This is a genomic window from Cellulomonas sp. plas2, from assembly GCF_057221735.1.
The window spans coordinates 3,722,194-3,743,874 of record NZ_CM170155.1; the positions used below are offsets into that span (position 1 = coordinate 3,722,194).

The 21,681-nt window shown below is 77.2% G+C and carries 19 protein-coding genes; 6 read left to right on the top strand and 13 right to left on the bottom strand.

Annotation, left to right across the window (positions count from 1 at the left end; translation table 11 throughout):
• Window positions 1–75: 75 nt before the first annotated feature.
• Both AC2TDM_RS16490 and AC2TDM_RS16495 read right to left on the bottom strand, forming a co-directional pair.
• A complete protein-coding gene (locus tag AC2TDM_RS16490) occupies window positions 76–2,223 on the bottom strand; it encodes a S9 family peptidase (RefSeq protein WP_484635350.1) in 2,148 nt (715 codons plus the stop codon).
• A gap of 58 nt (window positions 2,224–2,281) precedes the next feature.
• Entirely contained in the window at window positions 2,282–4,381 is a 2,100-nt protein-coding gene (locus tag AC2TDM_RS16495) for a bifunctional copper resistance protein CopD/cytochrome c oxidase assembly protein (protein WP_484635351.1), read from the bottom strand.
• A 161-nt stretch (window positions 4,382–4,542) separates the two neighbouring features.
• On the opposite strand from AC2TDM_RS16495, the gene AC2TDM_RS16500 reads away from it, so the two are divergent.
• Window positions 4,543–4,980 carry a nitroreductase family deazaflavin-dependent oxidoreductase gene (locus tag AC2TDM_RS16500; RefSeq protein ID WP_090032618.1) on the top strand — a complete coding sequence of 146 codons (438 nt, stop codon included), beginning with the start codon at window positions 4,543–4,545 and terminating at the stop codon, window positions 4,978–4,980.
• 21 nt (window positions 4,981–5,001) lie between these two features.
• Here the strand turns inward: AC2TDM_RS16500 and AC2TDM_RS16505 are convergent, their stop codons facing one another.
• The 4 genes from AC2TDM_RS16505 to AC2TDM_RS16520 all read right to left on the bottom strand — a co-directional run bounded on the left by AC2TDM_RS16505 (window position 5,002) and on the right by AC2TDM_RS16520 (window position 9,872).
• On the bottom strand, window positions 5,002–6,591 hold the full coding sequence (locus AC2TDM_RS16505; RefSeq protein ID WP_484635352.1) for a dihydrolipoamide acetyltransferase family protein: 1,590 nt from the start codon (window positions 6,589–6,591) through the stop codon (window positions 5,002–5,004).
• A gap of 31 nt (window positions 6,592–6,622) precedes the next feature.
• The gene (locus AC2TDM_RS16510; protein ID WP_239078779.1) at window positions 6,623–7,615 is read right to left on the bottom strand and encodes an alpha-ketoacid dehydrogenase subunit beta; all 993 of its coding nucleotides are present in this window, start codon (window positions 7,613–7,615) and stop codon (window positions 6,623–6,625) included.
• 128 nt (window positions 7,616–7,743) lie between these two features.
• Window positions 7,744–8,970 carry a pyruvate dehydrogenase (acetyl-transferring) E1 component subunit alpha gene (gene pdhA, locus AC2TDM_RS16515; RefSeq protein ID WP_484635353.1) on the bottom strand — a complete coding sequence of 409 codons (1,227 nt, stop codon included), beginning with the start codon at window positions 8,968–8,970 and terminating at the stop codon, window positions 7,744–7,746.
• 44 nt (window positions 8,971–9,014) lie between these two features.
• Entirely contained in the window at window positions 9,015–9,872 is an 858-nt protein-coding gene (locus tag AC2TDM_RS16520) for a glycosyltransferase family 2 protein (RefSeq protein ID WP_484635354.1), read from the bottom strand.
• 104 nt (window positions 9,873–9,976) lie between these two features.
• On the opposite strand from AC2TDM_RS16520, the gene AC2TDM_RS16525 reads away from it, so the two are divergent.
• The 4 genes from AC2TDM_RS16525 to AC2TDM_RS16540 all read left to right on the top strand — a co-directional run bounded on the left by AC2TDM_RS16525 (window position 9,977) and on the right by AC2TDM_RS16540 (window position 14,594).
• Window positions 9,977–11,023 carry a glycosyltransferase family 2 protein gene (locus AC2TDM_RS16525; RefSeq protein WP_484635355.1) on the top strand — a complete coding sequence of 349 codons (1,047 nt, stop codon included), beginning with the start codon at window positions 9,977–9,979 and terminating at the stop codon, window positions 11,021–11,023.
• 290 nt (window positions 11,024–11,313) lie between these two features.
• A complete protein-coding gene (locus AC2TDM_RS16530) occupies window positions 11,314–12,393 on the top strand; it encodes an iron-containing redox enzyme family protein (protein ID WP_484635356.1) in 1,080 nt (359 codons plus the stop codon).
• Window positions 12,390–12,617, top strand: coding sequence for a CDGSH iron-sulfur domain-containing protein (locus AC2TDM_RS16535; RefSeq protein ID WP_484635357.1), 228 nt, complete (start codon window positions 12,390–12,392; stop codon window positions 12,615–12,617). Before AC2TDM_RS16530 ends, AC2TDM_RS16535 begins: the two co-directional genes overlap by 4 nt.
• A 159-nt stretch (window positions 12,618–12,776) precedes the next feature.
• A complete protein-coding gene (locus tag AC2TDM_RS16540; protein ID WP_484635358.1) occupies window positions 12,777–14,594 on the top strand; it encodes a putative bifunctional diguanylate cyclase/phosphodiesterase in 1,818 nt (605 codons plus the stop codon).
• A gap of 39 nt (window positions 14,595–14,633) precedes the next feature.
• On the opposite strand, the gene AC2TDM_RS16545 is transcribed toward AC2TDM_RS16540, so the two are convergent.
• The 5 genes from AC2TDM_RS16545 to hisC all read right to left on the bottom strand — a co-directional run bounded on the left by AC2TDM_RS16545 (window position 14,634) and on the right by hisC (window position 19,390).
• Window positions 14,634–15,725, bottom strand: coding sequence for a YihY/virulence factor BrkB family protein (locus AC2TDM_RS16545; RefSeq protein ID WP_484635359.1), 1,092 nt, complete (start codon window positions 15,723–15,725; stop codon window positions 14,634–14,636).
• A gap of 78 nt (window positions 15,726–15,803) precedes the next feature.
• Entirely contained in the window at window positions 15,804–16,553 is a 750-nt protein-coding gene (locus AC2TDM_RS16550) for a DUF3618 domain-containing protein (protein WP_090032632.1), read from the bottom strand.
• Window positions 16,550–17,002: a phage holin family protein gene (locus tag AC2TDM_RS16555; RefSeq protein WP_373308416.1), complete on the bottom strand. Its 453-nt coding sequence runs from the start codon at window positions 17,000–17,002 to the stop codon at window positions 16,550–16,552. The genes AC2TDM_RS16550 and AC2TDM_RS16555 overlap by 4 nt, the downstream gene beginning before the upstream one ends.
• The gene (locus AC2TDM_RS16560) at window positions 16,999–17,907 is read right to left on the bottom strand and encodes a hypothetical protein (RefSeq protein ID WP_090032634.1); all 909 of its coding nucleotides are present in this window, start codon (window positions 17,905–17,907) and stop codon (window positions 16,999–17,001) included. Before AC2TDM_RS16560 ends, AC2TDM_RS16555 begins: the two co-directional genes overlap by 4 nt.
• A 427-nt stretch (window positions 17,908–18,334) precedes the next feature.
• Window positions 18,335–19,390, bottom strand: a complete 1,056-nt coding sequence (hisC, locus tag AC2TDM_RS16565) for a histidinol-phosphate transaminase (protein ID WP_484635360.1) — start codon at window positions 19,388–19,390, stop codon at window positions 18,335–18,337.
• A 164-nt stretch (window positions 19,391–19,554) separates the two neighbouring features.
• Between hisC and AC2TDM_RS16570 the strand changes: the two genes are divergently transcribed.
• A complete protein-coding gene (locus tag AC2TDM_RS16570; protein ID WP_090032638.1) occupies window positions 19,555–19,935 on the top strand; it encodes a phage holin family protein in 381 nt (126 codons plus the stop codon).
• 43 nt (window positions 19,936–19,978) lie between these two features.
• Here the strand turns inward: AC2TDM_RS16570 and AC2TDM_RS16575 are convergent, their stop codons facing one another.
• Together AC2TDM_RS16575 and AC2TDM_RS16580 are read right to left on the bottom strand one after the other, a co-directional pair.
• Window positions 19,979–21,364 (bottom strand): hypothetical protein, encoded by a 1,386-nt coding sequence (locus AC2TDM_RS16575; RefSeq protein ID WP_484635361.1) that lies wholly within the window; start codon window positions 21,362–21,364, stop codon window positions 19,979–19,981.
• Window positions 21,337–21,660: a hypothetical protein gene (locus AC2TDM_RS16580; protein WP_484635362.1), complete on the bottom strand. Its 324-nt coding sequence runs from the start codon at window positions 21,658–21,660 to the stop codon at window positions 21,337–21,339. Before AC2TDM_RS16580 ends, AC2TDM_RS16575 begins: the two co-directional genes overlap by 28 nt.
• Window positions 21,661–21,681: the final 21 nt, after the last annotated feature.

The following is a 21,681-nucleotide window of genomic DNA, read 5'->3' on the forward strand; positions in this document are numbered from 1 at the left end:
CCCGTCCGGCTCACTCGTCCGCGTGCCTGCAGTGTGCCGGGGACCACTGACACGCGGCCCGTGGACCCGGCGACCTCAGCCCAGCACCTCCGGGTACGCCACCGCGTCCTCGTCCGTGCGCCCCAGCACGTGCTCGGCGAGGAACGCCTCGACCGTCCCGTACCAGACGGCCGCGTGCTGCGGGGTGAGCACCCAGTGGTTCTCGTCGGGGAAGTAGAGGAACCGGTGGGGGCTGCGCCCCTCGTCGTCGGCGGGCAGGCCGGAGCGGGACTGCAGCTCCCACCACAGGCGCAGGCCCTCCCCGATCGGTACGCGGTAGTCCTTGTCCCCGTGCACGACGAGCACCGGCGTCACGATCCGCTCGACCGAGCGGTGCGGGGAGTAGGCGGCCTCCATCTCCGGCGTCATCTCCTCGCGCCAGTAGAAGGCGGCGTCCGTGGTGGGGCCGAACTGGTCGAGGGCCCAGAGGCTGGCGTGCGTGACGATCGCGCGGAAGCGGTCCGTGTGCCCGGCGACCCAGTTGGCCATGTACCCGCCGAAGGACCCGCCCATGGCGGCCGTGCGGGTCTCGTCGACGTCAGGCCGGGCGACGGCGACGTCCGTGACCGCCATGAGGTCCGTGTACGGCTCGGCGCCCCACCGGCCCCAGCCCGCCTGCACGAAGTCCTGCCCGTACCCGGTGGACAGCGCGGGGTCCGGCAGGAGCACCGCGTAGCCGCGGGCGGCCATGATCCAGGGGTTCCAGCGCCAGGACCAGGCATTCCAGGAGCTCAGCGGGCCGCCGTGGATCCACAGCAGCAGCGGGGCGGGGGCGTCGGCACCCGCCCCCTCGGGCAGGACGAGCCACGCCCGCACGGTCCGCCCGTCCTCGACGGTGGTCGAGACCTCGGTCAGCGTCCCGGGCAGCGGCGGCAGCGGGGCCGGCGCCCGCAGGGGCTCGGCGGCCACGGGCGCGCCGCCGTCGGCGACCGCCGCCAGGTCGAGGCGCACGGGGTGCGCGGGCGCGGCGTAGGACGTGCGCAGCGCGTAGGCGGTCCGCCCGTCGGGCGACACCCGCACGTCGGTGAACGCGGCGTCGTCGGCCGTGACGCGGACGGGCTCGCCGCCGTCGAGGTCGAGGCGGAAGACGGGCGCGCGGCCCTCGTCGTCGGCCACGACGAGCACGCCGGAGGAGTCCGGGAGCCACACGGGGCCGTGCGGCCAGCGGTCCCAGTCGGGCGCGAGGACGCGGACCTCGGGCAGCCCGCCGCCCTCCACGGGCGCGAGCGGGACCACGGCGACGTGCGTGGACGGGGCCGTCGTCGGGCTCGACCGCCGCTCCGCCGCGAACGCCACCCAGCGGCCGTCGGGGGAGACCTCCGGGTGGCCGGCGTCCGTCGTCGGGTCGTCGACGAGGGTGCGGCGCTCGCCCGTCGCGACGTCCACCGCGACGAGCAGGCTGCGCTGGCCGCCGCCGGCCGTCGGCCGCATCCAGCCCGTGACGAGCGTGCGCCCGTCCGGGCTGAGCGCGACGGGCTGCTCGCGCAGGGCGCCGCGGGCGTCGGGGGTGACGTCGGCCAGGGCGACCCGGGCGTCGCTCTCCGCGGCCGCCGCCGGCGTGGTGTCGAGGCTCCCGACGAAGGCGTGCGGCGTGCCCGGGCCCAGGTCGTGGTCCCAGTACCGCACGGGGTAGGACTCGTGCAGGACGGCCGTCACCTTGCGCTCGGTGCGCAGGTCGCGCAGGCGGTCGTCGTCGGCGTCGTCCGTGGCGTGCGGCAGGACCTCGCTGGTGACGGCGACGACGGGGGCCGCCGTCGCGACGCGCAGCCCGCCGACCCCGGCGCCACGCCGGGCGACGAGGCGCGCCTCCCCGCCGTCGCGCGGCAGGAGCCACAGCGCCGGGCGGGGGTCGTCCTCGCCCTCGGCCTCCGGGTCGGGCCGGGCGGCCGTGACGAGCAGGTCGCCGTCGGGGGTGAAGGCGGCCCCGGACTCGCCGGTCGTGCCGCGGGTGAGGCGGCGCGCGGGCCGCTCACCGGCGGGGTCCACCTCCCACAGCGCCGTCACGTACGCGGTGCGCTTGCGGTCGAGCGTCGCGACGGAGGTCACGAGACGCGTGCCGTCGGGCGAGAGCACGAGGCCCGCGGTCCGCGGCAGGGCGACGTAGGCGTCGAGGTCGTGGAAGGGCGTGGGCGCGTCGTCGGAGGTCACCGAAGAGGTCACCGAGGAGGTCACGGAGGAGGTCACGCCTCGTCCTACCACGCGGGTCCGCGGGCGGTCCTGGTGGACCCGCCGCGTCCGGCCGTCACCGGCCGGCGTCGCCCCCCGAGCGGCCCGACAGCCGCGCGAGCATCGCGTTGTAGTCCTCGAGCTCGGTGTCCCCCGTGCGGGCCACGGTCCGGTCGCGGCGCCGGGCCACGCGCTCGTCGTCGCGCGCCCAGGCGAACACGAGTCCGACCGCGAGCGCCAGCGTCGGCAGCTCGCCGATGCCCCACGTGATCGCGCCACCTGCCTGCTGGTCGGCGAGCGCCGACGGGCCCCACGGCCGGCCCATGAGGCCGAACCAGTCGGCGACGAGGAGCGAGCGCCCGGACACGAGCGCGACGCCGAAGAACGCGTGGAACGCCATCGTCGAGAACAGCAGGAGCAGCCGCTGCGGGAACCCCAGCCGCGTCGGACCCGGGTCGAGCCCGACCATCGCGTTGACGAACAGGTACCCCGCCACGGAGAAGTGCAGGATCATCGCGACGTGCCCGACGTGGCTCTCCAGGGCCCACCGGAAGGCGTCGGTGTAGTAGAAGGCGATCATCGAGCCGACGAAGTTCACCGCCGCGATGACGGGGTGCGCGAGGAACGACCCCACCCGGCTGTGCACGAGCACGAGGATCCACTCGCGCGGCCCGCGGGACGCGTCGCCGGGGGTGCGCGCGGCCCGCACGGGCAGCGCCCGCAGCGCGAGCGTCACGGGCGCGGACAGCGCGACGAGCACCGGCACCACCATGACGAGCACCATGTGCTCGAGCATGTGGGCGCTGAACAGCACCTTGCCGTAGGCGGCGGGGCCGCCGGAGGTGGTCCAGAAGAACACGGCCATGCCGGTGAGGAACGAGACCGTGCGCAGCACCGGCCACCGGTCCCCGCGGGCGCGCAGCCGCCGCACCCACCGCACGTAGACGACCGCCCCGCTGACGGCCGCCGTCGCGGCGAGGAGGTCCCAGCGCCACTCGGTCAGCCAGCGCAGCGCGGTGGGCTCGGGCGGGAGCGGCGCGCCGGTGAGGATCTCGGCCGGCGTGGGGTCGGTCGGCGCGTCGTCGGGCACGGGCGGCGCGGTGGACCCGAGCGCTACCGCGACCCCCGAGACGGCCCCCATGACCGCGAGCTCGACCGCGACGAGCCGCCACAGCAGCCCCCGGACGGTGCCGACCCCCGGCCCGGCGGCGAGGCGGCCGACGACGCGGCGCCGGTGCGCCAGCCCCAGCAGCCCCAGCACCGCCAGCAGCCCGACCTTCGCCAGCAGCAGCAGGCCCCACGGCGTCGTGAGCCCGTCGAGCCCCGTCCGCAGGGCGCCGTTCACCGTGCCCGACACCGCGACGAGCACGAGGCACCACCCGGCGACGACCGAGAACCGCGACACCGCGGGTGCCACGTCGTCGCCCAGGCGGGGCCGCAGCACCGCGAGCGCCAGCAGGGCGCCCACCCAGATCGCGGCGCCGACGAGGTGCAGGAACATCGAGGAGACGGCGAGCTCGTGGCTGGCGGCCGCGGCGGAGTGGCCCGTCTGCGCCTGCTGCCACAGGGCCGCGAGCGCCACGAGGGACGTCCAGGCCGCCCCCGTCGGCGTCTGGACCAGCAGCGCCAGGACGGTGACGACGGCGGCGAGCGCGACCACCGACAGCGTCGTGCGGCCGAGCTCGATCTGCGTGACGTAGACGCCGAGCTGCGCCCCGAAGCCCGGGTCGGACGGCGGCTGACCGGCCACCTGCGCGTACCGCAGCACCAGCCCGACGAGGGCCAGCACCGTCCACGCGCCGGCCGCGCCGGCGGCCAGCACACCGGCGACCGGCCACGCCGTGCCGTCGACGACGGAGGAACCCGGTCCGCGGCGGGACCCGTCGCCCACCGCTGCCCGCCGGGGCAGGACGCCGACGGCGAGGACGAGCGCCCCCACGGTGAGCGCCGCCGCCAGCTCGGACAGCGTCGTGACGGCCGGCAGCCCCCAGCGGACGAGGGCGCCGGGGTCGACGAGCTCGGGGGCGTCGGCGGCCCCCGACAGCACGAGCCCGACGAGGACCGCGACGAGCCCGGCCGCGACCGTCAGGGCGAGCAGCGCCACGGGACCGGGCGCACGGCGCGCCGGCCGCGCCGGGGCTGCCGGGGCGGCGGTCGTGCTCACCGGCGCGTCCACGCGTCCAGGGTAGGTGGCCCTCGCCGCGCGGCGGTCGCGCCGCCCGTCCCCTCTCAGGGGCGGCCCGGTGCACGACGACGCCGGTCACGACCCGGGGGCGACCCCGGTGAACGGAGGTGCTGGCGGGAATACGCGCCGCCCGGCCGGCCGTTGGCGCCGGCATGCCCCTCACCGGTGAGTACGCCCCGTCCGACTCCGACTGGGCCCGGCAGCAGGCCGAACGCTTCGAGGCGTCGGGCGGCTCCGAGGCGAACGAGCTGCGGGGGGTGCCGATCGTCGTCATGACGAGCGTCGGCGCGCGCTCCGGCAAGCTGCGCAAGACGCCGGTCATGCGCGTGGAGCACGGCGGCGAGTACGCGGTCGTGGCCTCGAAGGGCGGCGCCCCCGAGCACCCGACCTGGTACCACAACGTCGTCGCGCAGCCGCACGTGGAGCTGCAGGACGGCCCGGTGCGCAAGGACTACGACGCCCGCGTCGTCACGGGCGACGAGCGCGCCGCCTGGTGGGAGCGGGCCGTGGCCGTGTGGCCGGACTACGCCGACTACCAGACGAAGACCGACCGCGAGATCCCGGTCTTCGTCCTCACCCCGCGCGACTGAGGCCGGCCCCGGCGACCCGGCTCAGTAGCCCCAGACGAGGGCCTGGGCCGGGTCGTGCAGGACCGCGGCCACGTCGGCCAGGACCCGCGAGCCGAGCTCGCCGTCGACGAGCCGGTGGTCGAAGCTCAGCGCGAGCTGCGTGACGTGCCGCGGCTTGACCTTGCCCTTGTGCACCCAGGGCTGCTGCCGGATCGCCCCGAACGCGAGGATGGCGGACTCGCCCGGGTTGAGGATGGGCGTGCCCGTGTCGATGCCGAAGACGCCGACGTTCGTGATGGTGATCGTGCCGTCCGCCATGTCGGTGGGCGACGTGCGGCCGGCGCGGGCGGTGGCCGTCAGGGCCGCGATCGACTCCGCCAGGTCGTGCAGGCTCTGGCGGTGCGCGTCCTTGATGTTGGGCACGACCAGGCCCCGCGGCGTCGCGGCGGCGATGCCGAGGTTGACGTAGTGCTTGTAGACGATCTCCTGCGCCGCCTCGTCCCACGCCGCGTTGATCTCGGGGTGCCGGCGCACGGCCAGCGTGAGGGCCTTGGCGGCGACGAGCAGCGGCGTCACGCGCACGTCCGCGAACTCCCGGTCGCCGCGCAGCCGCTCGACGAGGCGCATCGTCGCCGTGACGTCGACCGTCTGGAACACCGTGACGTGGGGCGCCGTGAACGCGCTGCTCACCATCGCCTCCGCCGTCCGCTTGCGCACGGACCGCACGGGCACGCGCGTCTGACGGCCGTCGGGGGACACGGTGCCGCTGGCGAGCCACGGCGTGTCGTCGGCGGCGTAGGTGGCCAGGGCCCTGGGCTCGGCGCGACGGCTGTGGCCGAGGACGTCCTCGCGCGTGACGATCCCGCCCGGGCCGGTCGGCGTGACGGTGTCGAGGTCGATGCCGAGCTCCCGGGCGAGCTTGCGCACGGGCGGCTTGGCCAGCGCGTGGCGGGGCGTGCCCGGCGCCCGCGGTGCCGGGGGTGCCGGCGGCTCGGGCGCCGCGACGACGGTCGGCGCGCCCACGGCGACCGGCGCGGCCTCGAGGCGGGCCGGCGTCGCGGTGGCGGAGACAGGGGCTGAGACCGGGGCTGGGACAGGGACAGGGGCTGAGACCGGGGCTGGGACAGGGACAGGGGCTGGGGCAGGTGCCGGGGCAGGGGCAGGGGCGTCCGCTGCCGCCGGGGCGGAGGCCGCGGGGGTCACCGACGCCGGCTGCGCCTCCGCGGCGACCGGCGCGCCCGCGCCACGTCGGCGACGGCTGCCGCCGCCCTCCCCCAGCCCGTAGCCGACGAGCACCGCGCCCGACGTCTCGTCGCCGCCGGTGCCGTCGTCCGCACCGGACGCCCGCTCCTCCGGGCCCCCCGGCGCCGGCGCCGCCCGGCCGCCCGGGTCCACGTCCATCTCGATGATCGGCGTGCCGACCTCCACGGTCGCCCCCGGCTCGACGAGCAGCCGGTGCACGACGCCCGCCCACGGCGACGGCAGCTCGACGAGCGACTTGGCGGTCTCGATCTCGACGATCGGCTGGTTGACGCTCACGGTGTCGCCCGGGCCGACGAGCCAGGTGACGATGTCGGCCTCGGTCAGCCCCTCACCGGCGTCGGGGAGGAGGAACTGCTCGTACGTGGGCATGGCGGGGAGCTCCGGGGGAGATGGGGGCCGGTCAGAAGGCGAGGGCGCGGTCGACCGCGTCCAGGACCCGGTCCGTCGTCGGCAGGTACTCGTGCTCGAGGCGGGCCACCGGGTAGGGCGTCGCCCAGCCGCCGACCCGCAGCACCGGCGCCTCCAGGTGGAAGAAGCACTCCTCCGCGACGCGGGCGGCCACCTCGCCGCCGATGCCGTGCGCCACGGGGGCCTCGTGCACGACGACGCAGCGGCCCGTCCGGCGCACCGACGCCAGCACCGGCCCGAGGTCCAGCGGGCTCAGCGTGCGCAGGTCGACGACCTCCAGGCTCGTCCCCTCGCGCGCGGCCGCCTCCGCGGCCTTGAGCGCGGTGCCGACCGTGGGCCCGTAGGCGACCACGGTGACGTCGGTGCCGGCACGCACCACCCGCGCCCGGTCCAGCCCGCCCGCGCCCTCGTCGTCGGCGGGGTGCGCCGGCGGGAGAGCGGCGTCGAGGTCGACCTCGCCCTTCTCCCAGTAGCGGCCCTTGGGCTCGAAGAACAGCACCGGGTCCGGCGAGGCCACGGCCTGCTGGATCATCGTGTACGCGTCCGCCGGCGACGAGGGCGAGACGATCCGCAGGCCCGCCGTGTGCGCGAAGAGAGCCGTCGGGTCCTCGCTGTGGTGCTCCACCGCGCCGATGCCGCCGCCGTAGGGCACGCGGATGACGACGGGTACCTGGAGGCGCCCGCGCGACCGGTAGCGCATCTTCGCGAGCTGGGTCGTGATCTGGTCGTACGCCGGGAAGATGAACCCGTCGAACTGGATCTCGCACACCGGGCGGTAGCCCCGCAGCGCCAGGCCGATCGCCGTTCCGACGATGCCCGACTCGGCGAGCGGGGTGTCGACCACGCGGTCCTCGCCGAAGTCGGCCTGCAGCCCGTCGGTCACGCGGAAGACGCCGCCGAGCCGGCCGATGTCCTCGCCCATGAGCAGCACCTTCGGGTCCTGCTCGAGGGCGCGACGGAGGCCGAGCGTGATCGCGCGGGCCAGGGTGACGCGCTGCGTGCCGGTCGTGGGCTCGGGGGCCCGGCGCGGGCTGCCCGGGCGCGCACCGGGGGCGCCGGCGCCCTCGGCGGCGGGCGGCGTGTCGGCCTGCGTGCGCTGCGGGGTCGTGGTGCTCACCGTCCGTGGCCTCCCGTCGTGCCGGTCGTCATGCCGGTCGTCGTGCCCGTCGTCGTGCTCGTCGGGCCGCCCGTGCCCTCCATCGCCGCCTCGAACCGCTCGTAGGCGGCGCGGTCGGCGTCCACCCCGGCGTGCGGGGTGGCGTAGACGTGCTCGAACATCGACGCCGCCTCGGGACGGCCCATGGCCCGCACCGCCGTGCGGACGCGCTCCCCGAGCGCGTCCGCCTCGTGCGCCAGGTCGTCGACGAACGCGTCGGGCAGCTCCCCCGTCGCCTCGAGGTGGCGGCGCAGCCGGTCGATCGGGTCGCGGTCGCGCCAGTGCTGCTCCTCGTCGGCGGAGCGGTAGCGCGAGGGGTCGTCCGACGTCGTGTGCGCGCCCATGCGGTACGTGAACGCCTCGACGAAGGTCGGGCCGCCGCCCGACCGCGCCCGCTCGAGGGCCGCGGCCGTCACGGCGTACGTCGCCAGCACGTCGTTGCCGTCCACGCGCACCGCCGGCACGCCGAAGCCCGGCGCGCGGTCCGCGATCGGCACCACGGCCTGCCGCGTCGTCGGCTCCGAGATGGCCCACTGGTTGTTCTGGCAGAACAGCACGACGGGCGCCCGGTTCACCGCGGCGAAGACGAGGGCCTCGCTGACGTCGCCCTGGGCGGTGGCGCCGTCGCCGAAGTACGTGACGACCGCGGTGTCCCGCGCGGCGTCGCCCGTGCCGACGTCGCCGTCACGCTGCACGCCCATCGCGTAGCCGACCGCGTGCAGCGTGTGGGAGCCGATGACGAGCGTGTACAGGTGGAAGCCGTGCGCGACGGGGTCCCACCCGCCGTGGTCGACGCCGCGGAACAGGCGCAGCACGTCGGCCAGGTCCACGCCGCGCGTGTGCGCGACGCCGTGCTCCCGGTAGGACGGGAAGACGTGGTCCTGCGGGGCCAGCGCGCGGCCGGAGCCGACCTGGGCCGCCTCCTGGCCCAGGGCCTGCGCGAACAGCGCGAGCTCCCCCTGCCGCTGCAGGGCGGTGGCCTCGGTGTCGAACCGGCGGACGAGCACCATGTCGCGGTACAGCCCCCGCAGGGCGGCGGCGTCCAGGTGCTCCACCCACGGGTCCCACGCCGGGTCCCCCACGCGCTCGCCCGACGGGGTGAGCAGCTGCACGAGACCCTCGGCGTGCAGGGGCCCGGGCGCCTGCGCGGACGGCGCCGGGAGCGCGGCGGGGGGCTGGGGCACGGGTGCCTCCTCGGGCGGGGACGACGAACCTACGTCAGCGTAGGCTACGGGACCGTAGGTTGGCGCGGGAGCCCCACGACCGGCGCGTCCGGGCACCCGTCGACGGGCCCGTGTGCGGGCACGCGCGCGGGTATGGGCACGACTGCGGGCCGCCGGTACCGCACCCACGGCCCCTGCTCGGGCCAGTGCACGAGCACGGAGCGGAACCCCCGCACCACGCGCCGGACGAGCCCCCGGCCGCTGCGCAGGGGCCGCGCCGAGATGCCCACGGTCATCGCCGGCTCGTACCGCACGGACCCCGTCGGCAGGTGGAAGCTGAGGTCCAGGTCGTCGTGCAGGTCCACCTCGCGGTGCACCTCGTCGCGCACCTCCCGCCAGGTCGCGGACCGCAGCGCCAGGCTCGACCCGAACAGCGGCGTCCCGCCCAGCGTGACGCCGAGCAGCCCGAAGTAGGCGCGCATGTAGAGGACGTCGGCGACGCGCCCGGCGATCGGGCCCAGCCCGCCGAAGCGCCCCGGCCCGGTGACCGCGAGGCACGCCGGGTCCGCGAAGGCCGCCTCCACCGCCGCGAGCCAGCCGGGCGGCAGCGTGCTGTCCGCGTCGCAGCGGGCGATGACGTCGCCCGTGGCGGCGTCGTACCCCCGCGCGGCGGCGGGCCAGATCCCCCGCCGCGGCTCGACGAGCACCGTCGCCCCGGCGGCCCGCGCGAGGGCGACGGTCGCGTCGCGGGACCCGTTGTCGACGACGAGCACCTCGTCGGCGGGCCGGTCCTGCGCCGCGAGCGACGCGAGGCACGCCGGCAGCAGGGCCTCCTCGTCGAGGGCGGGCACCACCACGCTGATCCGCAGGCGGTTCGCACCGCCTGCACGCCTGGACGGGCCGTCGACCCCCGCGCTCGTCACGCCGCCATCGTCGCGCGTCCGGGCCCGGCGTGCGCGATGGTGTCCGCAGGGCCCCGACGTCCAGGCCGGGCGGGCGGCGGGCCCCGCACCACCCGTGAGGTCCCGTGACGTCCGCCGTCGCACCCGTCCCCGCGTCTCCCGCGCCCCCGTCGGCGGCGTCGGGCCCGCTCGCCGACGCCCTCTACGTCCTGCCCCTGAGGTGGACCGACGACGAGGGCCTCGCCGAGCTCACCGCCTACCTCGCCGAGGTCGCGGCGCACCTGCCGGTGGTCGTCGTCGACGGGTCGCCCCCGGCCCGGTGGGCCGCCCACGCCGACGCCTGGCGGCCGCTCGTCGCCGCGGGGCGGCTGCGCCACGTGCCGCCGGCGCCCTGGCCGGGTGCCAACGGCAAGGTCGCGGGCGTCATGACGGGCGTGCACCTGGCGGACCGCGAGCGCCTGGTGCTCGCCGACGACGACGTGCGCTGGGACCGCGCCGGGCTGGAGCGCGCGCTGGCCCTGCTCGACGACGCCGACGTCGTGCGGCCCCAGAACCACTTCGACCCGTTGCCGTGGCACGCGCTGTGGGACACGGGACGCACCCTCCTCAACCGGGCGTTCGGCTCGGACTACCCCGGCACGCTCGTCGTGCGGCGCTCGGTGCTGCTGCGCGCCGGCGGGTACGACGGGGACGTGCTGTTCGAGAACCTCGAGCTGCTGCGCACCGTCGTCGCCGCCGGGGGGCGCGAGCACCGCGCCGACGACCTGCTCGTCCGGCGGCTGCCGCCCACCGCCCGGCACTTCCTCGGGCAGCGGGTGCGGCAGGCGTACGACTCCCAGGCGCAGCCGGCGCGTCTCGCGGCCGAGCTCGCGGTGCTGCCGGCGCTGCTGGCCGCGCGCCGGCGCCCGGGGCTGGTGGCCGTCGCGGCCGCGGCGGTCGTGGCCGTGGCCGAGCGCGGGCGGCGGCGCGCGGGCGGCGGCCGCGTGCTGCCGGCGCGCGCGACGCTCCTGGCGCCGGCCTGGCTGCTCGAGCGCGGCGTGTGCGCCTGGTGGGCGCTCGCGCTGCGGGCGCGCGGCGGCGTGCCCTACGCGGGAGGCCGGTTGCGCCGGGCCGCCACCCCCACCTGTGTGCTGGCGGAGCGGCTGCGCGACGTCCGGGATGCGACGCGGTAGGGGCGGCGGCACGATCGCGGCAGGCGCCCCCCGGCCGCTCCGGCCGTCGCGCGCGCCCGCTCGTCCCGCTCGTCCCGCTCGCCCGCTCGCCCGTCCGTCCCGCTCGCCCGTCCGTCCCCGCCACAGGTCCAGCCCCGGCCTGCGCCCGGCCGAGGAGGTCCTCGATGGCCCCGCACACCCTGTCCTCGCCTGCCCCGTCCTCATCCGCCCCGTCCTCGTCCGCCCCGTCTACCTCAGCGCCGGTCCTCCCCCAGCCGGCCGCGCCGACGACCACGGGTGCCCACGGCCCCATGCCCGTCCCCCCGCCGCGCGGCCCCGCCGGCCGCGCCCTCGCGGACGTGCTCCTCCGCCCGTCGCCCGGCCCGGCGGGCGACCTCGTCACGGAGGCCCTGCTCGCGACGTTCGACGACGCCGTCGTCGCCGCGCTGGCCGCCACCGACGACCTCCTCCGCGACGACGACCTGCAGGTCACGCTCCTGACCCTGCAGGAGCTGCACTACGGCGGCCTGGCCGGTGTGGACGACCGGTGGGAGTGGTCCCCGGAGCTGCTGCGCACGCGCGGTCGTCTCCAGGACGCGCAGGAGGCGGTCCTGCGCGAGCTGGTCCCCGTCCCCGACGTGCCCGCCGGCGCCACCGCGCAGGAGGTCGCCGAGGCCCTCTTCGCGCTCACGGGCGCCGAGGGCGGACCCGGGCTGTCGACCTACCTCGCCCGGACGGCCACGCTCGAGCAGGCCGCCGAGCTCGTCGTGCACCGCTCCCTGTACCACCTCAAGGAGGCGGACCCGCACACCTGGGCGATCCCGCGGCTGTCCGGGGTGCCGAAGGCGGCGCTCGTGGAGATCCAGGCCGACGAGTACGGCGGGGGCCTGGCGGACCGGATGCACGCGGCGCTGTTCGCCCGCACGATGCGGGCCCTCGGCCTCGACGACCAGCCGGGCGCGTACGTCGACCACATCCCCGCCGTGACGATCGCCTCCCTCACCACCATGTCCCTGCTCGGGCTGCAGCGCCGGCTGCGGGGCGCGGTCGCGGGGCACCTCGCCGCGTTCGAGATGACCTCGACCACGCCGAACCGGCTGTACGGCAACGGCTTCCGGCGCCTCGGCTTCGACGAGGAGGTCACGCGCTACTTCGACGAGCACGTCGAGGCCGACGCCGTGCACGAGCAGATCGCCGCCCGCGACCTCGCCGGGGCGCTGGCCGTCGACGACCCCGCGGTGCGCGACGACGTGCTGTTCGGCGCCGCGCTCTGCCTCGCCCTCGACACGTGGGTCGCCGAGGCGCAGGTCGGGGCGTGGCGCGAGGGCCGCTCGTCGCTGCGGCGCCCGCTGCCCGCCGGCGACGGCGCGACCCGGGACGGCGCCGCGTGAGCGGGGCCCCCACGCGCGTCGTCGCGTGCCCGGACGGGCCCCTCCTCGTGCGCGGCGACTTCGAGGTCGTCGACGCCGACGGCCGCCCCGTCGAGCGCACGCGCCGCACGGTGGCGCTGTGCCGGTGCGGCTCGACGGGCATCCCGCCGTGGTGCGACGGCTCGCACAAGGTCGTGGGCTACCGGACGCCCCGGACGGCGGCGGAGGACCCCCCGACGGGGTGACGATCGGGTGACGGTCGGGCGTGCGCCACCCGACCGGGGGACCGCGCGCTCACGCCGCGCCGGGCGGCCCCGATGGACGGGGTGGTCGGGGCGTCAGCGCGCCGCGGCCGGCCCGTCCAGCAGCGGCGGGCGTCGCGTCGCGCGCCGTGAGGAGGCCGCATGTCGAGCGCCCCCTCGCGCCCGCGGCGAGCCGCCCGCACCGCCGTGCCGACGTGGGCGGCACCCGCCGTGGCCAACCCGCGGACGATGGGTGCCGTCGCCGGCGGGTTCCGGACCGCCGGCGGCCTGCTGGGGCTGCTCGCGCTCGCCGTGCAGGGCGGCGACGTCCCGCACCTCGTGCCGCTGGCGACCCTCGCGGTGCTGTGCCTGGTGACGGGCCTCGCGCTGCTGCCCTCGGGGCCACGCCTCCCGCGCGCGGCCTTCCTGGTCATGCCGCCCGCCGGGGCGCTGGTCGTGACGACGGTCGTCCGGCTCGGCGCCGGCACCCCGCTCGCGGACGCCTACGGCACCTTCTACCTCTTCGTCGTCGTCGACACGTTCTTCTTCTTCTCCTGGCGGCTGGCCGCGTCGATGATGGCGGTCAGCGCGGCCCTGCACGTCGGCGTCGTCGTCGTGACCGGCGCGTCGACCACCCTCGCGGTGCTGCAGGAGGGCGTGTTCCTGTGCTGCGGGTCCTTCGTCGGCTGGCTGGTGCGGCGGGCCGCGGCGGCGACGGTCGACCCCGTCACCGAGCTGCCCAACAAGGCGGGCTTCGACCGGCTGCTCACGGAGGAGCTGCGCGCCGGCCGGGGCGCCCCCGCGGTGGTCCTGCTCGACCTCGACGGGTTCCGCCGGCTCAACGAGGTGGCGGGCGCGGAGGCCGGTGACCGGCTGCTGCGCGTCGTCGCCGCCCGCTGCCGCCGCACGCTCGGCGACGGCGTCGTCCTGGCCCGCTACGGCAGCGACGAGTTCACGGTGCTGCTGCCGCGCACGGGCGTCGACGAGGCCGCGGCGGTCGCCGACGCCCTCCGCGCCGCGTTGCTCCCCACGACGGCGGCCGCGGGTGCCGCGGTCGCCGAGCCCGACGACAGCCCGGCCGTCCTCCTGCACCGCGCGAAGACCGCCGCCTACCGTGCCCGGTCGCTCGGCGGCGACCGCACGGTGGTGCTCGACGCGGGCGGCACCAGCGCGGCCCGGCTGCGGCGCGCCATCGCCGAGGGCGAGCTCGTCGTGCACTACCAACCCGTGGTCACGCTCCCCGACGGCGCGGTCACCAGCGCGGAGGCCCTCGTGCGCTGGACGGACCCGGAACGCGGCCCCGTGCCGCCGGACGTCTTCGTGCCCCGCGCCGAGCGGGACGGGTCCGTCGTCGAGCTCGGGCGCTTCGTGCTCGACGAGGCCGTTGCCCAACTCGTCGCCTGGCAGGGTCGGCCGGGCCTGCCGCGGACGGTCGCCGTCAACGTCTCCTACCTCGAGCTGTGCCGGCCCGACTACGCCGACGACGTCCTCGTGACGCTGCGCGCGGCCGGCCTGCCGCCGGCCGTCCTCGTCGTCGAGGTCACGGAGACCACGCTGGGCCGCAGCGAGGAGCACGTGCTGGAGAACCTCCGGGTGCTGCGCGAGGCGGGCGTGGGCGTGTCCATCGACGACTTCGGCACCGGCTACTCGTCCCTCAGCCGCCTCGAGCGGATGCCCGTCACGCAGCTCAAGGTCGACCGGTCGTTCGTCGCGCGGCTGGGGCCCGGCACGGAGCGCACGCCGGTCCTGGCGGCCGTCGTCGCGCTGGCCCGCGGGCTGGGGCTGCCCGTGGTCGCGGAGGGCGTGGAGACGGCCGAGCAGGCGGCGGCGCTGGCCGCGCTGGGCTGCACCCACGCGCAGGGCTACCACTTCGGCCGCCCGGCGCCGGCCGCGGTCCTGGGCACGGGCGACCCCGTGACGCGGCAGCGGGGCACCGGCGGCGTCGTCGTGCCGCTGCCGGTGCCCCGCCGGACCGCCTGAGGGACCGCCCGAGAAGCCGCCCGGGAGACCACCTGAGGGTCAGGAGCGGCCCTTCACCTCGTCCTTGGCGTCGTGCTCGCCGTGCGACATCCGCAGGGCGCGGCCCATCGCCTCGTCCTCCTCGCGCTTGGCCTGCTTCTTCTTCAGGCTGCGTACGTCGCGGGCGGGGAGCTGCAGCGCGATCTCCGCCGCGATGCCGCCCTGGAGCTCGCGGCCCCGCTCGATCTCGGCGTCGAGCTCCGCGCCGAAGAGCAGCGCGAGGTTCGTGATCCAGAGCCACAGCAGGAACGCGATGACACCACCGAAGGTGCCGTAGGTCTCGTTGTAGCTGCCGAAGTTCGCGACGTAGAAGCCGAACGCCACGGTGGCGAGGGCCCACGTGACGATCGCGAGCGCGGCGCCGAGGCTCGTCCAGCGGAACTTCGGCTGCTTGACGTTGGGCGTGAAGTTGTACAGCACGGCGACGGCGAGCACGACGAGGGCCACGATGACCGGCCACTTCGCGATGTTCCACACCGTGACGGTGACGTCGCTCAGCCCGACGAGGTCGCCGATGGACCGCGCGACCCCGCCGCTGAGCACGAGCGCGGCGATGACCACGGCCACGATGACGACGGTCACGAACGTGACGAGGATGTTCGTCGGGCGCAGCTTCCAGAACGGCCGGCCCTCCTCGACCTCGTACACCCGGTTCATGGCCCGGCCGAAGGCGCCCACGTACCCGGAGGCGGACCAGAGGGCCGTCGCGAGACCGATGACGAGCGCGAACCCGGCCGCCGGGGTCTGCGTGAACGCCGTGAGGATGGGGCCGATCGTCTCGCCCGCGTCCGGCGCCACCTGCTCCACGACGCCGACGGCCTGCTCGACGAGCTGCGCGCCGTCGCCCACGAGGCTGAGGACGCTGACGAGCGCCAGCAGTGCCGGCGCGAGCGCGAGCACCGCGTAGTAGGTGAGCGCGGCGGCGAGGTCGGTGCACTGGTCGTCCGTGAACTCGCGCACCGTCTTGCGGAGCACGTACTTCCAGGACGGCTTCGTCAGGTCGTCCGGAGAGTCCGGCTTGCGGGGGTCCTCGGGGTCCGGGCCCTGGGCCTGCTGGTCCGCGTCCTCGTGGACGGATGGGGACGTGCTCATGTCGGTCCTCCGGGGATGTGGGGCGACCCGCCCCGACGCGGGGCGTCGGGGCGGGCCGGGGGTCCTACGGGTGCCGGGTCAGGAGGACGAGGAGGCGCGCACGTTCTGCGCGGCGTCGCCGGCCTGCTGCTTGACGCCCTGGGCGGCGTCGACGCCCTGCGCCTTGACGTCCTGCGCGGCCGCCTGGCCGTGCTCCTTGACGGTGGTGGCCGCCTCGGTGGCCCGCTCCTTGACGGCCTGGGCCGCGTCCTGCGCGGGCTCCTTGAGGTCCTGTGCGATGGAGCGCGCGACGCCCTTGGCCTCGTCGACCAGGCCCGACGCCTGCTCCTTGGCGGCCGAGGCCGCCTGGCGCTCCTTCTCGGAGCTCGGCAGCAGCGAGCCGAGGAGCCAGCCGGCGCCGAAGGCGATGAGACCGGCGGCGAGCGGGTTGCCCGTCGCCTGGTTCTTCACGCCGGCGGCGGCGCCGCGGGCGGAGCCCGTCGTCGAGTGCAGGGCGCCCTGGACGGACCCGGCCACGCCGTGGGCGCTGCCGGAGGCGTGGTCCTTGGCGCCGTGCAGGGTGCCGGAGACCGAGTCCTTCGCGCCGTGCAGCGAGTCCTTGGCCGAGTCGGTGGCGCCGTGCACGGTGTCCGTCACCTGGTCTTTCACACCCATCACCTTCTCGCGGACGGTCTCGACGGCGCCGCCGACGGCGCTGCGCGCCTTCTCCTTCTGGCGCTCGACGACGTTGTGCGGGTTGACCTTGTCGGTGAGGGCGTCGACGTCCGCGCTGAGCTCGCTACGGGTCCGCTCGATGTCGGCGCGGATCTGGTCCGGGTCGGTGCTCATGCGTTCTTCTCCTCGTGTCCGGTCAGTGCGTTCGGGATCTTCTTCGCCGTCTCCTGGGTGCGCGGGACGCCCTTCGTGCGGGCGAGCTCCTTCTTGCCGCGCAGGGCGAGGACGGCGGCGACGATGCCCCACAGGACCGCGACGACCACGGCCGCCCAGCCCAGGCTGTCGAACAGGGTGCCCAGCGCCCACATGAGCGCGAGCGACAGGAACAGCAGGACGAAGTGCCCCGCGACGCCCGCACCCGCGAGCATCCCGGCGCCCTTGCCCGCCTGCGTGGCCGACTCCTTGGCCTCGGCCTTGGCGAGCGCGACCTCCTGGCGCATGAGCGTCGACAGGTCGCGCGTCACCTCGCCGAGGAGCTCGCCCACGCTCGCCGACGGGCCCGGGCCGACGCCGGCGGAGCCGGCGGCGCTGGACCCGCCCGTCGTCTCGTAGGACGTGCTCACGGCAGGTCCTCCCGTCGCGTGGTGCCCGTGCCCGTGGCGTAGGAGTCACCCGTGGCGCCCGTGGCGGCGTCCGGGGTGGCCCACGGCTGGTCCGGGGAGCCGGAGGCGCCCAGCAGCGGGTCGGCGTCGTCGTCGACGAGGCCGGCCGTGCCGCCGAGGACGCCCGTGCCCGTGCTCGAGTCGTCGTCGTAGCCCGCCGTGTAGTCCGACGTGCCGGTCGCGAGGCCCGACGTGGCGTAGCCCGTCGTGGCGGGCGCACCGAGGCCGTACGACGAGGTCGTCGGCGCCGGCGTGTAGAGGCCGGCCGACGTGCCCGACGTCACGGAGCGGGGCACGGAGGACTGCTCGGAGGACTGCTGGGAGGCCGCGTCCTTGGCGCCGCGCGTGAGGCGGCCGAGCACGAGCCCCGTCGCGCCGGCGATGAGGAGGAACGTGCCCGGACGCTGCCGCGCGAAGCGGCGCACGTCGTCGAGCAGCTCGGCCGGCTCGGCGTTCTCGAGGCGCTGGGCCAGGGTCCCGACGCGCGAGGAGATCTCGTGCACCAGGTCGGTGGCGATGCCGCCCTCGGACGGGGTGGAGGCCATCTCGCCCAGCTGGTCGCTGACGGTGCGGAGCGTGCCGGCGAGCCGGCCCTGCTGCTCGCCCGCCTGGGAGGACAGCTGCGTCCGGGCCTGGCCGAACAGGTCGCGGGCCTGCTGCGTCGCGGCCTGCGCCACGCCGCTCGCCTCGGCCTTCGCGTCCCCGAGGACGCCCTTGGCGGCCTCGGCGCCGGATGCGGCGACGTCCTTGGCCTGGTCCTTGGCGGTGTGCGCGACGCCCGACGCCTCGTCGCGGGCGGTCTGCGTCGTCCCGGCGGTACCCGTGGTCCCGCCCGTGGCGATCCCACCCTCGGCTACGTGAGTCATGTCGTCTCCTCCAGGAGGGCCGCGCCCGGCGACGGGCACGACCGGGCGGCCGCCCCGTGGCGGTCGCCGTTGCGTGGTGGGGTGCACGCCCTGCCCGGGGTGCACCCGGTCGTGCTGGACGGTGGGAGGACCGTGTGTGCTCACGGCCCGCCCGCGGCCGTGGCCGCGGTGCTGGCGTCCCGTCCGGCCGGGCGGTCCGCCTGTGCAGCTGTGCCGGCACGAGCGCCGGCGGCCGGGTCCAGGAGGACCCGTCTGACGTCGACGCTAGGGCGACCCCGGCGGGTGCGCCACCGGAACGGGCGCGCAGCCGGGCTTACGGGTGCAGCCGGGAGGAATCGGGCAGGTCGGACGCAGGTCGGACGGAGCTCGGACGGAGCTCGACGGCCTCCGTCAGCCGGCCGGGTCGGACGGTCCGCCAGACCGTCCGTCAGGCGGGCAGGTCCGCCGTCCACGACAGCAGGAGGTCCGTGGCCTCGGGCTCGCCGACGGAGACGCGCACGCCGTCGCCGGCGAAGGGGCGGACGAGCAGCCCGGCGGCGGCGGCCGCGGACGCGAAGGCCGCGGCGCCCTGGCCCAGCGGCAGCCAGACGAAGTTGGCCTCGCTGTCCGGCACGGTGCGCCCCTGCGCCCGGAGGCCGGCCAGGAGCCTGGCCCGCTCGGCGACGACCGCGTCGACCCGCGCCCGCATCTCCCCCTGCGCCCGGAGCGACGCCAGGGCGGCCACCTGCGCGAGGGCGTTCACCCCGAACGGCGTCGACGCCGCGCGGATGCCGGCGGCCAGCCGCGGCCGGGCCAGCGCGTAGCCCACCCGCAGCCCCGCCAGCCCGTACGCCTTGGAGAACGTGCGCAGCACGACGACGTTCGGGTGCTCGCGCAGGGCGGCCAGGCCGTCGGCCGCGTCGGGGTCGCGCACGAACTCGACGTAGGCCTCGTCGACGACGACGAGCACGTCCGACGGCACGGCTGCCAGCAGCGCGGCCAGCTCGGGCGCGCGCACCGCGGGCCCCGTCGGGTTGTTCGGCGTGCAGACGAGGACCACGCGGGTGCGGCCCGTGACGGCCGCCGCCATCGCCGGCAGGTCCAGCCGCGCCTCGGGGGTCAGCGGCACGGGCACCGCCTGCGCCCCGGCCAGCCGGACGGCGATGGGGTAGGCCTCGAAGGACCGCCACGGCAGGACCACCTCGTCGCCCGGCTCGCACACCGCCGCCAGGACGTGCTCGAGGACCGCGACGGAGCCGCACCCGGCGACCACGCCCGCCGGGTCGACGCCGTGGTGGGCCGCGACCGCCTCGACGAGCTCCGAGGCGTACATGTCGGGGTAGCGGTTGAGGTCCGCGGCGGCGTCGGCCACGGCGGCGACGACCGAGGGCAGCGGGGGGTAGGGGTTCTCGTTCGACGAGAGCTTGTAGGCCGCGGCCCCGACGGCCGCCCGCGCCCCGGGCACGTAGGGCGGCAGGTCGGCGAGGGCGCGACGCAGCGGCACGTGCGGACGGTCCCCGCCCCGGTCTCGGCTCACGGTCGCCAAGGATGCCACCCGGGCGGGCGTGCCCGGGCAGGCGTGCCCGGGCAGGCGTGCCCGGGTGGGTCCGTCCGCGGCCGCCCGGGATCCGACCGCGGTCCCGGGGGTGCCTCTGGCAGGATCGCCGCATGGCCTTCGTCGGACGCGTGCTCGTCTCGGGGGCGGCGATCTGGGTCGCCACCCTGCTGCTGCCCGGCATGCGGCTGGTCGGCGCGGAGACCCTGCCCGGGCAGGTCGGGGTCGTGCTGCTCGTCGGGCTGCTGTTCGGGCTCGTCAACGCGGTCGTCAAACCGGTCGTCGCCGTGCTGTCGCTGCCGCTGTACGTCCTCACGCTCGGGCTGTTCCACCTCGTCGTCAACGCGCTCATGCTGCTGCTCACCGCCTGGATCAGCGAGCAGACGACGCTCGGCCTGCGCGTCGACGGCTTCGGCACGGCGTTCGTCGGCGCCCTGGTGGTGTCGGTCGTGAGCTGGCTGCTCTCCGCGCTGACGCGGCGCGACCGGGACTGAGCCCGCGCCGGGCCGGGACCACCCGTCCCGCCCTCGGGCGGCGTCACCGGTCCTCCGGCGGCCGCGCGAGCTCGACGACCGTCGTCGTCGCCGTGGTGCCGGCCGGCCCGAGCACGGCCGCGAGCGCGGCGTCGACGGCGGCCGTGCGCGGGTCCGGCCCGAGGGCCTCCGCGGCGCGGGCCGTCGCCACGTACGCCCCCAGCCCGTGGGCACGGCTCGCCGGCAGGCCGGGGTCCCGCCGCACGACGGTGACGTCCCCGCCCACCACGTCCGGCAGGCCGTCGAGCTGCGGCACCGGGTCCGTGGGGTGGCGGTAGTGCCGGACGGGGACGCCCGGCGGCAGCGCGCGGGGCACGTCCGGCGACCCGGCGGTCAGCACGCCCCGCACGGCGTACGTCCCGGCGGCGGCGCCCGCCACGGCCTGCACGACGAGCCCGCCCTGGCTGTGCCCGGCGAGCAGCACGGGCTCGTCCGGCCCGACGCCCGCGCCCGCCAGCACCGCGAGCGCGCCGGCCGTCAGGGGGTCGGACCGCCCGGCGACGAGCTGCAGGTCGCTCGTGAGGTCGGCGGGGACCGACGTCCCGGGCCGCCACTCGACCGTCCCGGGCACGAGCAGCAGCCACGCCCGGCCCCCGTCGGGGTGGTCGAGCCGCTGCAGGCCCACCACCGCCCGCGCCCCGGGCCGGCAGGCCCAGCCGGAGGCCACCGCGCCCACGGCGGCCAGCACCCCGGCGGCGTCCCGCGGCGCCGGCACCTGCGGCGGGTCGACGACGGGCCGCACGACGACGCCGTCCCCACCCGGCCCGTCGACGAGCCCGGCGAGGCGACCCGCGGCCACCGGCACGCCGCCGGGACCACCGACGACCTGACCCAGCACGGTCACCGCCGCGCCCGGCAGGCCCCCGCCGACGAGCGCGGTCCAGGCACCCCGCCCCGTCTCCGCGCCGTCGAGGGGCAAAAGCGCGCGGGCGGCCGCGACCTGCGCGCGCAGGGCGAGCAGCGCCCGGCGCACCCCGTCGTCGGCTGCCGCGTAGCTCACCCGCACCTGACGCAGGTCCGCCGCCAGCGCCTCGGCGGACCGGGCCAGCGCGGCCGCTCCCCGGGGCGGCGCGGCGGCTGCCGCGATCGTCGCGCGCCCGGCGAGCGCCCCTGACGGGATGCCGCCCGGCCACCCGGCGGACGACCCCGGGTCGGCGAGGGCCCGGTCCGCCGCGTCGAGGGCGGCGGCGGCGCGGCGCAGGTCGGCGGCCACGCCGTCGAGGCGCCCGGCCACCACCGCGAGCAGCGCGAGGTCGGCGACGGTCGGCCCGGTCCCGCCCAGCACCTCGACCGGACCCGGCCTGACGACCCCCGCCGTGCCGACGGACCCGGTCACCACCCGCCCGGCAGCAGCCCCGCCCGTCACGGCCACCCCCGCGACGACCGCCACGACGCCGGCGCAGCCGTCGGCCAGGCCGCGGCCGACCTGCCGCCGACCCCGCCCCCCACCGCGGCGTGCACCGCACCCGGCAGGTCGTCCACCGCGTCGCGCAGCGCGGCCAGGCCGACCCGCAACCGCGTGAGCCGCTCCGTCGCCCCGTCCGCGGCCGGCCCGCGCCAGGCGTCGTCGAGCCCCGGCGGCAGCGCCGCCTGCGCCGACGCCACCGCCACCGCCGCGTGGTGCAGCAGCACGAGGACGTCGACCGGGAGGTCGGCGCCGGGCGTGGACGAGGGGGAGAGCGGCACGCGGGCGACGGTAGGAGCGCA